Origin of the sequence: Citrobacter sp. TBCP-5362 (assembly GCF_005406305.1) — a bacterium.
GTDB lineage: Bacteria > Pseudomonadota > Gammaproteobacteria > Enterobacterales > Enterobacteriaceae > Citrobacter_B > Citrobacter_B koseri.
Genome location: NZ_CP040234.1, coordinates 1,830,498 through 1,844,385, shown reverse-complemented (window position 1 = coordinate 1,844,385; position 13,888 = coordinate 1,830,498). Strand labels below are relative to the sequence as shown.

11 protein-coding genes are annotated in these 13,888 nt (G+C 48.6%); 1 reads left to right on the top strand and 10 read right to left on the bottom strand.

The features are described from left to right. Window positions 1-20: 20 nt before the first annotated feature. From tcyJ to FD428_RS08835, 10 genes are all read right to left on the bottom strand, one after another. On the bottom strand, window positions 21-821 hold the full coding sequence (gene tcyJ, locus FD428_RS08880) for a cystine ABC transporter substrate-binding protein (protein ID WP_024130238.1): 801 nt from the start codon (window positions 819-821) through the stop codon (window positions 21-23). An 87-nt stretch (window positions 822-908) separates the two neighbouring features. Next, window positions 909-1,460, bottom strand: a complete 552-nt coding sequence (gene fliZ / locus FD428_RS08875; RefSeq protein WP_012131925.1) for a flagella biosynthesis regulatory protein FliZ — start codon at window positions 1,458-1,460, stop codon at window positions 909-911. A gap of 60 nt (window positions 1,461-1,520) precedes the next feature. Continuing rightward, complete coding sequence (fliA, locus tag FD428_RS08870; RefSeq protein WP_024130237.1) at window positions 1,521-2,240, bottom strand: RNA polymerase sigma factor FliA; 720 nt, start codon at window positions 2,238-2,240, stop codon at window positions 1,521-1,523. Between the two features lie 146 nt (window positions 2,241-2,386). Next, window positions 2,387-3,559 carry a DegT/DnrJ/EryC1/StrS aminotransferase family protein gene (locus tag FD428_RS08865; RefSeq protein ID WP_052194516.1) on the bottom strand — a complete coding sequence of 391 codons (1,173 nt, stop codon included), beginning with the start codon at window positions 3,557-3,559 and terminating at the stop codon, window positions 2,387-2,389. A 44-nt stretch (window positions 3,560-3,603) separates the two neighbouring features. Beyond that, on the bottom strand, window positions 3,604-4,293 hold the full coding sequence (locus FD428_RS08860) for a WbqC family protein (protein WP_071258758.1): 690 nt from the start codon (window positions 4,291-4,293) through the stop codon (window positions 3,604-3,606). Beyond that, complete coding sequence (locus FD428_RS08855; RefSeq protein ID WP_081353199.1) at window positions 4,290-5,357, bottom strand: FkbM family methyltransferase; 1,068 nt, start codon at window positions 5,355-5,357, stop codon at window positions 4,290-4,292. The genes FD428_RS08860 and FD428_RS08855 overlap by 4 nt, the downstream gene beginning before the upstream one ends. Window positions 5,358-5,368: 11 nt before the next feature. After that, entirely contained in the window at window positions 5,369-6,649 is a 1,281-nt protein-coding gene (locus FD428_RS08850) for an ATP-grasp domain-containing protein (RefSeq protein ID WP_047463093.1), read from the bottom strand. Next, complete coding sequence (locus FD428_RS08845; RefSeq protein ID WP_123907470.1) at window positions 6,636-7,646, bottom strand: hypothetical protein; 1,011 nt, start codon at window positions 7,644-7,646, stop codon at window positions 6,636-6,638. Before FD428_RS08845 ends, FD428_RS08850 begins: the two co-directional genes overlap by 14 nt. 66 nt (window positions 7,647-7,712) lie before the next feature. Then, window positions 7,713-10,955 (bottom strand): methyltransferase regulatory domain-containing protein, encoded by a 3,243-nt coding sequence (locus FD428_RS08840; RefSeq protein ID WP_071258761.1) that lies wholly within the window; start codon window positions 10,953-10,955, stop codon window positions 7,713-7,715. A gap of 291 nt (window positions 10,956-11,246) precedes the next feature. After that, window positions 11,247-12,119, bottom strand: a complete 873-nt coding sequence (locus FD428_RS08835; RefSeq protein ID WP_071258764.1) for a flagellin — start codon at window positions 12,117-12,119, stop codon at window positions 11,247-11,249. Between the two features lie 337 nt (window positions 12,120-12,456). On the opposite strand from FD428_RS08835, the gene fliD reads away from it, so the two are divergent. Beyond that, the gene (fliD, locus tag FD428_RS08830) at window positions 12,457-13,884 is read left to right on the top strand and encodes a flagellar filament capping protein FliD (RefSeq protein WP_012131916.1); all 1,428 of its coding nucleotides are present in this window, start codon (window positions 12,457-12,459) and stop codon (window positions 13,882-13,884) included. The last annotated feature ends 4 nt before the right edge of the window (window positions 13,885-13,888 follow it).

Here is a 13,888-nt window from a genome sequence, read left to right as displayed (position 1 = left end):
TTTTTTTGCAATTATGACGATTATTTAGTCACATCTGCGCCAAACCATTTCTCAGACAGCGCTTTCAGCGTGCCATCTTTCTGCATATCGGCAATGGCGCCATCTACCGCTTTCAGCAGATCTTCATTGCCTTTACGCAGCGCCACACCGGCTTCCTGACGGGAGAACGCTTCGCCGGTAACGGCCAGCGTGTCTTTGGTTTTCTTCACCAGATCCAATGCGGCCAGGCGATCCACCAGAATAGCGTCAATACGGCCTACGCGCAGATCCTGGTATTTCGTCGGATCGTCATCATAGGTGCGAATGTCTACACCCTGTACGTTCTGGCGCAACCACTCTTCGTAGTTTGTTCCCAGACCGACGCCGACCTTCTTACCTTTCAGGTCAGCCGCCGTGTTGATGCTGCCTTCATTGCCTTTTTTCACCAGCGCCTGAATACCAGAAATAGTATAAGGTGTTGAGAAGTCGTATTTTTTCTTACGTTCGTCGGAGATGGTGACCTGGTTGATAACCACATCAATACGTTTGGAATCCAGCGACGCCAGCATACCGTCCCATTTGGTCGGTTTCAGCGAGGCTTTTACGCCGAGGTGTTTCGCCAGTTCTTCTGCGAACTCCACTTCAAACCCGGTCAGTTTGCCGTCATCACCCTGAAAACTGAACGGCGGGTAAGTCCCTTCCAGGCCTACCAGCAGCGTGCCGCGCTCTTTTACTTTGTTTAACAGACCTTCATCTGCATAACTCTTCACGCTCATCCCGGCGACAAGTGCAACTGCCATCACACCCATCAGAGCCTGACGTCCCAGAAGTGCTAATTTCATAGTTACCCCGAATGTTGTCATTAATGACCGTAGTGTAGAGGGTTTGCTGCTAATCACAAACACGACTCCGCTACATGTTATTCATTTTTAATATATATCAGAAGTAGCCATCCGGGATGATTTCTGCATCTGTCCGGCATGCGTATGCGTTTTATACTGTTCGTACTTACGCAGCGCGATCCGATAATTATTGGTGCTGGTTTCGGGTAACCACGGGGCCAGGTTTTCATCAAGAAAACCTTCCTGTAGCAGGTCGTGAGAGATGTTCTGTTCGGTGAGATGGTTGCCCAGGCGACGCAGGCGCACGACATATTCACGCACGGTGCCGTGGCTCATTTCGGTTTGCTCAAACAAGAATTGTTTAAAACCGATGATGTCAAAGAAGTCACTCTGCTCTTTGCAGTGCAGATCGCCGCAGAAACGGCACAGCGCCGACCACTCCTTCTGCTCCTCCTGCCATTGTGCGTCGTCCATCAGCGTATCCAGGCGGGAAATCGCGATTTTATTGACAATCTGCCCCCGGCGAACCAACGTGATCCTGTCGAGCAATTTATGGCAATGAGCGCAATGCGTCTGGCTGTGTTTAAAGTCTTTGAGGTAGCGGCTTAGTGGCCGTCTTTTAGATTGCTGCACCGTCATGAGAACTCCTGGTAGTCAATACGTTGTGCGGCACTATTAAGGGGCGACGACGATCGCCCTTTATAACTTACCCAGCTTGGTGCGTAGACGTTTGATGGCCTGGCTGTGCAACTGGCTTACCCGTGACTCGCCGACTTCCAGCACCGCGCCAATCTCCTTCAGATTGAGCTCTTCCTGGTAATACAGCGTCAACACCAGCTGTTCGCGTTCTGGCAACGATTCAATCGCATCCATCACACGCTGGCGTAAATTGCTCTCAAGGAGCTGTTGTAACGGGTTTTCCTGCTGGTGTTCTTCCGTCACCAGCTCAATGCTATCGCCATGCTCTTCCCGCCACTCGTCATAAGAGAAGAGTTGGCTGTTATTGGTATCAAGCAACATCTGACGATACTCTTCCACAGGAATCGCCAGCCGCTCCGCCACCTCAGTTTCCGTCGCGTTGCGCCCTAATTCCTGCTCCAGTTGCCCCATCGCCTGCGCCACTTCGCGAGCATTGCGCCGGACGCTACGCGGCACCCAGTCACGGCTGCGTAGTTCATCCAGCATCGCTCCACGAATACGCTGCACTGCGTAAGTGGTAAATGCCGTTCCTTGCAGAGCGTCATATCGGTCAACTGCATTCAATAACCCGATACCGCCCGCTTGTAGCAGATCGTCCAGTTCCACGCTCGCCGGCAAACGCACCTGCAGGCGCAATGCTTCGTGACGCACCAGCGGTACATAACGCTGCCACAGCGAGTGTTTATCCATTACACCTTCAGCGGTATACAGTGAATTCACGATAAACAGCCCTGCGTTAGTTGAGTTATCGGCATGATTATCCGATTCTGCAGGGGTTTTAATCGGGTGAATAGTGGGTGAAATGAGGGGTTATTTGGGGGTTACCGTTATTTATAACCCCCAATTCCCCTCAGGGGATCTAAAAATCAGGCAACGCGCTCGGCAAAAATCTCATCAGTTTTCAACGCTGATGAGTCACTACTCACATTTTCGCTCACTCCTTTTAACAATGAAGCAATTTCTACCTGTACCTCTTTCTCAAGGCCAGGATAGAGAGGCAAACAAAGGACTTCATCTGCACGTAATTGCGCAATTTTAAGTTTATCTTGTCTGGCGCTCTCCAGAGCACGATACATTGGGAAGCTACTAATTAATGGGTAGAAATAACGGCGGGGCATAATATTGTGGGACTTTAATAAATCATAGACCCCATCTCGCGAAACAGGAAACGCATCCGAAACCATAATTGGGCAATAAGCATGATTCCATGCAATATTATCCGGCGGGATCAGCAGTGAGATACCAGGAATATCGGCCAGGAGTGTTTTATAGTTATCAAACAGCGCCGCGCGCTCAGCTAATGCTTTATCGATATGGCGAAGTTGCAATAAACCAAACGCTGACTGAACTTCATTCATTTTGCCATTTATGCCAGGCGCCACAACGGTGGTTTCCCCGGCAAAACCAAAGTTTTTCAAATAATCAATGCGTTGTTTCGTTTTTTTATCATGGCAGATAATCGCTCCGCCTTCTATCGTATTGAATACTTTCGTGGCATGGAAACTCAAGACAGATAAGTCGCCTTCGCGCAAAATGGTTGTCCCTTCCCGCTTAACACCAAAAGCGTGCGCTGCATCGTAAATCACTTTCAGACCATAAATATCAGCAATCTGCTGAATATGCGCTGTGTCACAGGGGATGCCATAACAATGGACAGGCAAAATAGCGGTAGTTTGCGGTGTGATTGCCTCTTCAATTTTCCGTGGGTCCATATTACAGGTGACAGGGTCAATATCGACAAAAACCGGTTTTAAGCCATTCCACAGTAGCGAATGCGACGTTGCCACAAAGGAATACGGCGTGGTAATCACTTCACCTGTGATGCGTAACGCCTGAAATGCAGTTAGCAACGCCAGCGTACCGTTTGCAAACAGACACAAATGTTCAACGCCGAGATATTCCGCCAGCGCCTCTTCAAGTTGCTGGTGAAATGGACCTGCATTGGTTAATTGTTTGTTTTGCCATATTTCTTCCAGATAAGGAATAAACTCATCAAGAGGTGGCAATAAAGGACTGGTAACAAAAATGTTCTTATCCATAATTTCTCCGCCCGCACCGATAAACGAAAGCGCATCGCACCGCATTAAATTAACTGATACTGCCCCAATAACACTTTCACCTCAGAGGGGGAGCAGTTCATTAGCACATCAATAATTGACAATCCGGCATGGAATTTACCCCCACCCTGAGGGTAATGAACATCATCCATTTTAATAAATGACAGTTTCATCCCCTGAGCGACAAATTCATCAGAATGATAAAGATGCTGCCCACCAGGACTATTGATATAATGGTCTCCACCGAGAGTTCGGCAAATGTTCATCACCCTCCCGCTTGCAGTTTTATCACATGAATAATTCAAATCACTCGCCATGTGAAGTGACACTTCAATGCCAAGCCAGGCAAATATTTCTTTAAACGCATACTGGCAAAGCGTGGGAATCTGGCGCTGCTCGGCGGTCAACACCTTCTCAACAATACTAAAAACTGGTTCAAAATATGGCCTTTTATGATAAGCCTGATGAACTGTTTTCAGCACCTTAGCAACATTAACGTCAAAGCTTAACGTATTTATTTTTTTGAAAGATGAAGCGCCCGGCACAGCAACGGTAAAGCGCTGAGGAGAGTTCCCCATCAAAATGGTATTACGATTAATGTAGCCCTGACGGATATAATTTACGTCATCATAAATTACAAACTGATCGACCGCATTAATCAGTTGAAAATATCCCAGGTAAGGGAATAGATAGGGCTGCATAATGCCGATTTTCATTGTGCACCTTTTCTGGGGACAAAATAGTAAACGGTTTCCAGTAGCCCTTCCGTATAGTGACGCAGGTAGATGTCGTAGTCCTCACGATAACCCAATACCTGCTCAGGCAAGGTTCTGAAATCATCAGGTTTGTGATAGCAACAGACGGCAAGCAGTGGATGCTGTTGACGAATAATCCGTTTTGCTCCCTCCAGAGCCTGTGACTCAAAACCTTCGATATCCATTTTGATGAACGTCACTCGCCCTTTTAACACATCGTCAAGGGCCACCATTTCAACATCGATCCCCCCGTCTTCGCTCGCATGCGAAGTCGACCCCGAGGAAGAAAAACTCAGCTTCTGCTGGCTGTGCGAGACGCCACAGGGATAAACATAAACATTTTCCCTGCCCTGCATCGCCTGTTGAATACTCTGCGCCTGGCGCGGTTCTGGTTCAAAGATACATACTGTGTTATAGCTGGGAAATCGACGCATAAACTCAACGGAAGTGGCGCCGTCAAAACTACCGCAATCAATAAAATGTTCGGCATATTCGCCAATAAAGGGCAGATCGAAGTACTGATCGTTCAGGCAAATATTATACTGCGCAAGAAACTGTAGCTTGTTGGTAAGCCTGAAGTTGATGATATCGTCAAAAGTGCGCTTTGAAATATCATCCGCAAGGAGCGCACGGATACGCTCATAGGCTTCACGGTTCTCGGCGTAGTCGCGCACAAATTCGGGTTGATGATACCAGGTCGGCTTGCTTAACAGGTGGCTGAAATAGCGATAAAAGCTGAAATAATCGATCTGTTTATGTCCCGCTGCCGACAGCGTTCGCCATGCCGATACCGGGCGACCATCCATAATCGAAGAAACAATCAACGCGTCCGAAGGAACCTGACTTAGAGAGATAATCGGAAACCCGTCAATCTGAGTTTGCGTTGTTTTATTATCAATGATGCCCTCAACGTTAAATACCTTAGCCATTTCAATGCCATAACTCGTCAGCCCAAAGATATAACGAGGTGAGGCTTTCTCGATAAACGCATGGCAAAAATCGGCAGTTTGCTCGTCAGTCAACATAACAGGCTCTCTTAGCGCAAATAAAACTCAACGGCATCAACATCCAGAACGAGCACATCTTTCAGCGTTCGGACATCCATCCGCTCAGGAAAATAGTTATCAATAAACAAACTGTTTGGCTGTATATATTCTGACTTTCGCTCTCCAGAAGTCAGATGGATGACCTCATCGAAAAGGTTCAACGCAACCCCTGCGCACATAAGTGTTTCTTCAGGTTTCTGCGCATGGCGAGTGATCAGCGTAATGGCTTTTCCCTGCGCCCGACTCTGGTATAAAAACGCCATGACGGCAGGTACCGCAAAACCATCGATAATGAGGGTGTCGTCAAGATCGACATAGATTCGCTGATAGTTGAGTTCACTTCGCGTTCGGGACACAATGGCCCGATCAACGATACCGACACTCATTTCCGGGAGAGCGACAACATCGCGTCCCATAAAGTCATGGATAGCCATAAGCGGTAAATTCACCCCTCTGGCACGCTGAAAAACCATTGCGCCAGCAATCCTGCAGGCCACCTCCAGCAGTTTCCATTTCCCTGTTCTGTCGCGTTTTAGCTGTACAAACCAAGGGCCACGAAGCGCCAGTCGCGCATTTATCGTTTCGACAATGTCGGTTATTTCATCGTCAAGAACGACCTCTCGTGAACGCATGCTGATACCCGCCCGAACACGTTCACGGGTACGAGGCCCAGCCCAAATCAAACGGCGGTTTCGGTCAGTGAAACAGTCGACGGTGATCTCCTCTCCCGGCAGATATTCCACCACGATCGCCTGCGCGACGGATTCAATCGCCTGTTCCAGAGACAGGCGGTTATTTACTCGCTGTACACCATTTCCCCCCTGTCCACAGTCTGGTTTTACGATCGCCGGCCAGTCGTCAATTGTTGCAAGATCGCAGTATCGATGAGGGACCCAGTGGCAATCGTCAAATAGGGCATAGGTAGCGCTTTTATAACGTAGCGTCTCCGTTACCTGACGATCGCCATTAACCAAAAAGTAGTGCTGCCGGGGTTCATTAAGTTGTGCAAGTTTTAACGCGACAGAATCATGCGTAGCGAAAACGACATCAATCTGCTTCTCTTTCACCAGTCGCAGAAATTGCGCGTCGAAGTCGTCAGCATGAATATTGGGCATATCACCGGCATAATCGGGAAAACGAAACTCCCCGTGATCGCTTACGCTCGATGCCCCCAGCAGCAGACCAATATGGACGGAATAGCGCAGCGCGCTATAAATCTCACCCGCATTCTCTGCACCGCAAGGGAAAATAAGGACATTAATTTTTTTCATCAGAACCTTCCCCGGTATATGAGAGATACGCAATCACAAAATCTGCAAGAGATTGCATTTCATCCAGCCCATAACGATGGTCCACAGGCAACGGTAGGATGTGTCTGATGTAACGGTGTTCAATCGAATCGACACTCACTCTTTGCAAGGCATCAAGCCAGTAAACAGGAATAAAAATTCGGCGCTGACGAAGCGCTTCGCGCAGATTTTCATTTTCAGTCAGTAGTGGGTAGCAAAGCGGGCCGCATTCTGGCCTGGCAGGTAAATTTAGCGCATTGATACAGGCAAGACGCTGATACAGGTACTGGTAATTTTCAAGGCGTCGCTGCTCACAGGCTTGATAATCGATCCCGGCTAATAAACGATGAGTCAGCATAGACATGCCTTCCCCCGGTAGTTCCTCCAGCGTTTGCTCTGCCTGTCGGTAGGCGGTGTAGCCAGCCTCTGCGCCCTGCGCCAGGCGAATAAAAAGATGCTCAGTGCGCTGAAGAGAAGCTGATTCCTCTGTCGGAGGGATATCCACCTGTATTGCACCAGCCAGCATCCCGCCATCGGGAACGCCGAAAAATTTCCTGGGTGAGTAGATCGTTGCCAGACCGGGTTGCGGCGCGGAGAAAAAGGACTGAGAGTGATCCCAGACGATCTGCTGTGGATTAAACCGTTCCATGAGCGACTGAGCCAGGTTATCGACGAGGCCAAAATAGTTAACCGCAAGCACCCAGTCACCGTTTTCTGGCTGAAGATCGTCCGCAGGAGCAAACGCGGCGTCCAGAGAATAAAAACGTACGGGAATGCCTAACGTTTCGGCAGGCGATAGCATTGCATTGCAGATCCAGCGCGGCATCCAGAGTGCTGAAGGTTGCCCTTTTTTCAATAGAGCATAAAAGGCCGCACGCGCAGAACTGAAACACTGTGCATCAGAATACAACGTCTGGCTTATTAACGCCGTTTCGAGGGGGAAATATCCACCTATAGCATCAGTCAATGTGTTATTCACTCTCTTCCCCCACCAGCCCTACATAACCTCTTCGCCGTAAATGCCTCACTCACACCAGTTCGCCCATTATGTATCGCTATTAATCACCACTGGCGCAGGCGGCAACCCCTGACAATAACGCTGCCAGATAATCTCCAGCGCCCGCTCGAAATAAATGGCTTCTCGCACCTGAGATACACTCTTCTCTTTCAGGCGAGAGCGCAGCGACTGGCGCAACTCAGCCAACGCATGGGTTTGTTCAGACAACAAAACCGCCTTAGCGATGTACTGTTCTTTGTCAACGGCCACAAAATCCTGCAGCCCACAAAAATTCAGCCCGGCGCTGCACTGCCTGGAAGCGATGGTGTCCCCGGCAATAGTTAATGTAGGAACACCCATCCAGATCGCATGCCAGGTCGTCGTTCCCCCGGTATAAGGAAAGGTATCCAGCAAAACATCAATGTCGTTATGTAATGCCAGATACTCATGCAGCGACATCTTTTGCCTGAATAGCAACCGTTCCTCATTAATGCCCTGCTCCTTAAACAACATTCTGAAATGGTTAACCATATTGCTGTCAGACATATAGCCGATAAGCAAACGCGCATCAGGTATGCTGTGCAAGATCTTGCTCCAGACGCGAACAACCTCATCATTGATTTTTTTCGGGCGGTTAAAGCTGGCAAAAGTGATAAAGCCATTTTTCAGCGCAGGCAATGGGCCAACATCAGGGCTCTCTTTATTCGGATGGAACTGCTGAACCGCTGGAAGATAAATTAATTTTTCAACAAAGGCAGGATCCAGAACGCCCGGTTCCGCAAAACGACTATCAATAAGGTAATAATCTACCGTCGCCATCCCCGTGGTTCCGGGATAACCGATCCAGGAAAGTTGGACAGGTGCTGGTTTTAACGCAAAAGCCGGCAAACGGTTATAACCAGTGTGCCCGGAGAGATCGACAAGGATATCAATTCCATCCCTTTTAACCTGCTCAGCAAATTCGAGGTGGCTTAGATGTGTGACTTTTGACCATACGCAGGCACTTTCCATCAGTCGCTCGGTCACCTCATCCTGTAGTGGGGAGTTCTGGTAACCGTATATTTCAAAGCGATCGCGATCCAGAGAATACCAGACCGGCGCGAGGAAATTCGTCACCGGGTGGCGGCCAAAATCTCCAGAAACAAATCCGATACGTAAGCGAGATTTCTCTTCGCGCGTATGAGTAATAGTAAACGGCTGTTTACTCGCCCAACGCTCAGCGGCCTGGCCAAACTGCTTATGTTCTTCCAGCAGCTCCTGCGCTGTAAGCTCTGTGCTGTGCGTCAGCCCAAACAGCAAGCTGGTGAAGGCATTAAAATTACCCGGATCCAGCTCGACTACGCGGCGTAAATAAGGGATCGCCTCGCTCATTTTTGACTGATCACCAAGGATCGTTCCCAGATTCTCAATAATGCCCGCAGAACGCGGTTCTATCTCTATTGCTTTACGCAAACACATTTCCGCCAGCGTATATTCCATCATTTCACGGTAAAGAGAACTGAGAAGATCCCATGCCGCAGCATACCCAGGTTCGGCGCGCAAGATCGCCCGTGCCAGACGCCCTGCTTGCCAACGCCAGTTTTTACGATAAAAAATAGCGGAGAGCTCATAAAAAATACGCCAGCTACTCGACTGCAACGAGAGCAACGACATACTGGCTTTCAGCCCGGCGTCATAATCGGAAGTACGCAAATAGAAATTCGCCAGAAGATAGTGCACATGGACATTATCTGGTCTCTGTGCAACCAACCGTTCAATGCTCGCACGCGCCTGCTGGAATCTGCCTTCCTGCATTAACTTTTCTAGCTGTCGATGAAAAGCCTCTTCCACCGGGGCCAGAGCCGGCATGGATGTCTTTTTCTTGCCCGGCGTTGCCCTGGCGGAAGGTAAAAATCCGCCGTTGGCCTCCGTACCGGAATAAAGAATCAGCGAGAAAACAAGGGGCCAGGTTTCTTCAGCCGGAAAATGGCCGATAAGCTGCTGCAAAAAAGCCCGCCAGGCTTTGGGAGCAGCCGCCACCATCCCCTTCTTAACCAGACTAAACAAGATTTGCGCATTCTGCGCCGTTACCACCGGCGTCGGAGCAGACATCGCCGACAATTCTTCGTCATTCAGTTCTACAGTTTCATGCCAGCGGTTAATGGCATATTTACCTCTTGTCGCCGCCACCCACTGTGCCGGCGCAGCCTGGCAGGTATCGTAAACGCTCTTATCCAGAGAGAAATGTAAGTCAGGCAACCCTTTCAAAAAAAGAGCCGACAGTGACTGGCTGATATCCTCCCGCCATGCTTTATCCTCTAAGTCGGGCTGACGAACGTTATAAACGAGCTGTTCGAAAGTGAGGCTTGCGGGCCAGCCGTCGCCGAGAACATCAAGGAGAGCCAGCGTAGCGATATCATCCGTAGAGACAGGCGTTTCGCTATTTGCGGTTAACGTGTTGAGAATCCTTCCTTGCAGAGACTGACGGCGAAAACTTCCTGCCCAACGCAGATCTTTCAGTTTCGTCAGGTCCGGCAACACAGACACCGTTTGCGCATTGTCGCTATGGGTCAACAGGCTAAAACGCGTGCCGCGATTCACTGCGAAATCAAGATACTGTTGGATCAGAATTTTGTTATTGAGTGGACTGAGCACATTGTGTAGATGTTGGATCTTTTCATCATAATGCGCCGCAAGCTCTGTCCATGGTAGTAAGTCGCCGACATAAGCCAGGCCAAAAGTCTCGATCACACCCGCAAATTCAAGCAAGTAACGGTACTCGTTTGGTGTTTGCAGAAGGCTATGGCTAATCAGCAAATCTGATAATGTATCGCTACTTTTTAAAAATGCAGCCTCCCCGGTGACGCCGTTTAGCTTTAACCAGCTTAACATTGCCCGGGAACTGGCGATTTGCGTTTCGATATCATTCGCCAGACTGCTATGAATTTGTACCGCGTCGCGAATAATCTCGTTTATTTTTGCACCAGGATGGCATTCCCATTCAATGGCAATACAACCCTGAGGGCTTAAATGCTGTTGGCAAAACGCAAGGAGTTGGTCGCGAATATCATTACTCAACCAACTAAAGCTGCCATGAATAATAATATAATCATATTCACCGATATCCTGGCTGAGTAAGTCATCAAGAGAAAGTGAAAAAAGTGCCAGGTTATCCGGCGCACTGCCCAGTAGAGCCTGTTGCGAAGAAAGAGAGTTTTCGCTCTCAAGCTCCACGCCGACAAAGCGCGAGTTGGGATACATCAGCGCCTGCGAATACAGTGTATAACCTTCCCCTGCGCCCAGTTCAAGCACTCTGGCGGTATCAAGGACAGGCGTTGTCACGCCATACAAATGGTTAACAGCCCTGATATGGCCCGGGGTGGAATAGCAAATGCTGTAGCTCTTATCTGACTCTGTAGGCAATCCCAAAATTAATGCTCCCGCCGGTAATCTCTTTACAGTAATGACCAGATTTACAGTACAGGAGTGGGATATTTTTAATGGCGTAAGAAGAGACTTAATTTTTGCTTTATTCGTGGTATCTGCGCGGGAATAAAAAAACCAGTCCGAAGACTGGTTTTATAAAGAGGCTGGTCCGTGCGATTAACGCAGCAGGGACAGAACAGTCTGCGGAACCTGGTTTGCCTGAGACAGTACAGAAGTACCAGCCTGCTGCAGGATCTGCGCGCGGCTCATATTGGAAACTTCAGTTGCGTAGTCAGCATCCTGAATACGAGACTGTGCAGCAGACAGGTTGGTTACGGTGTTGTTCAGGTTAGAGATGGTGGATTCGAAACGGTTCTGAATCGCACCCAGGTCAGAACGCTGAGTATCAACAGCTTTCAGTGCAGTATCGATAGAGGACAGCACGTCAGTAGCCAGAACGTCGAAACCTTTGGTGGTAACGCTACGCGTTTCACCTGAAGCCAGACCCGTAGTAACACCAGAAGTACCGGTTGAATCAAATTTGTTCCAACCGCTGTTGCCATTAATGGTGATGTCGATTTTCTGGGTGTCGTTAGCGCCAACCTGGATAGAGATAGTTGTAGCAGAGCTAGTACCTGCCAGGATTTTGATGCCGTTGAACTGGCTCTGGCTGGCAACACGGTTGATTTCGTCCAGACGCTGGTTAACTTCAGACTGAATGGAGTCGATGTCAGAACCAGAGTTGGTGCCGTTCTGAGCCTGAACAGCCAGCTCACGGATACGCTGCAGGTTGTTGTTGATTTCGTTCAGAGAACCTTCAGCAGTCTGAGCAATGGAGATACCGTCGTTAGCGTTACGCGCAGCCTGAGTCAGGCCTTTGATGTTAGAAGTGAAACGGTTAGAAATCGCCTGACCAGCAGCATCGTCTTTAGCGCTGTTGATGCGCAGACCAGAGGACAGACGCTCGATAGCCGTGCCCAGAGCAGACTGAGATTTGTTCAGGTTGTTCTGAGTGGTCAGTGACATCAGGTTAGTATTGATAACTGCCATAATTTAATTCCTTCAAAAATGGGTTCTAAGTTCGGTGCCGAACACTCACGGCGTCTCTCACCGTCAACAAGGGTATCGGCGCAACTTCACAGTACTTTAGAAATAAACGACAAAAACTTTTAACTAATTATTTTTAAAGGTAATTAAATGCAGTTTTCTCATTTTTTAGAATCAAGAACACGATTGTTTTGTATAAAAATAAAACAAAAACAATCCCTCTATATGCCCTTCTCACCCCGCCCTTTTCTGCCGATTATTTTTTTACGGTCAATGTAAACTTTCACCAAAAGTTGCCGATACAGAGAGCTGTACACCCAAGACTTTAAGGAAAAAAGACATGCCTACTATTAGTAACCTGGGGGTTGGCTCTAATCTGGATCTGACGACGCTCTACAACCAATTGGAAGCTGCTGAAAAAACAAAATTAACATCAATTACAACTCAGCAGACAAACTATAACGCCCAGTTGAGCGCGTACGGTAAGTTACAAAGCGCATTAACCAATCTGCAGACTGCCACTGCGGCATTGGGTAAAACAACAACCTGGAACTCGACAACCGTTAGCAGCACTAACACGGCATTCACTGCCACAACAACCAGTGAAGCTACTGCCGGAAGCTACACAGTCAACGTGAGTCAGGTTGCCAAAGCACAGGTATTGATGTCCGGCAAGATTGACAGCAACACAACAAAACTGGGCGAAACAACGACGAACGGTACGCGCACAATTACGATTACGCAGCCGGGAACCAAAGATCCTTTAGAAATTACATTGTCGGATTCCGACACCAGCCTGAACGGTATTGCGAAAGCCATTAATAATTCCAATGGTAACGTCTCCGCCACGGTAATGAAGGCTTCTGACGGCGACTATCGTCTGATGCTGACATCAAAAACGACGGGTACGGACTCAGACATGACCGTAACGGTAACCGGTGACGACACGCTCCAGCAGGTTATCGGTCACGATGCTTCAACAAATGCGCTAACCGAGCAGACCGCATCGCAGAACGCAAAACTGACAGTGAACGGCGTCGAACTTGAACGTTCAAGTAATATCATTTCTGATGCGTTGCCAGGCGTCACGTTGACGTTGAAGAATAAAAGCACCGCCGATGAAACGCTGGAATTAACCCGTGCAACAGAAGAGAACAGCAAAGCAATAAATGACTGGGTAACAGCCTATAATGCGCTACAGTCAACCATCGCCAGCGTGACGAAGTACGTCAAAGTTGAGCAGGGCAAAGACCAGTCAGCAACTAACGGTGCGTTAATGGGCGACACCAACGTGCGTTCCATTCAATCGCAATTACGCAGTCTGCTGACGGATGTACAAGGCGGCGCTTACGCCATTATATCTCAACTGGGTATTACTCAGGATCCGGTGACCGGCGCCGACGGTTCGACAGGTAACCTGAAAATAGACAGCACTAAGCTGACGAAAGCATTAACTGATAACCCACAGGCGGTTCAGGAATACTTTATCGGCGATGGCAAAACGACAGGTTTTGCTACAGAAATGAACAATATGTTGACCAAAATGCTGGATACCTCCGTCGATCAATCTGGGGTTATTAAAAACGCGCAGGATGGCATCAACAAAACGCTCAAGACATTAGAACAGCGCTATGACGCGATGGAAGCCTCCATAGAAGCAACCATGGCGCGCTACAAAGCGCAATTCACCTCACTGGATAAGTTGATCAGTCAGATGAACAATACTGCAAACTACCTGACACAGCAGTTTAGCTCATCCAGCAGTTAAGGAA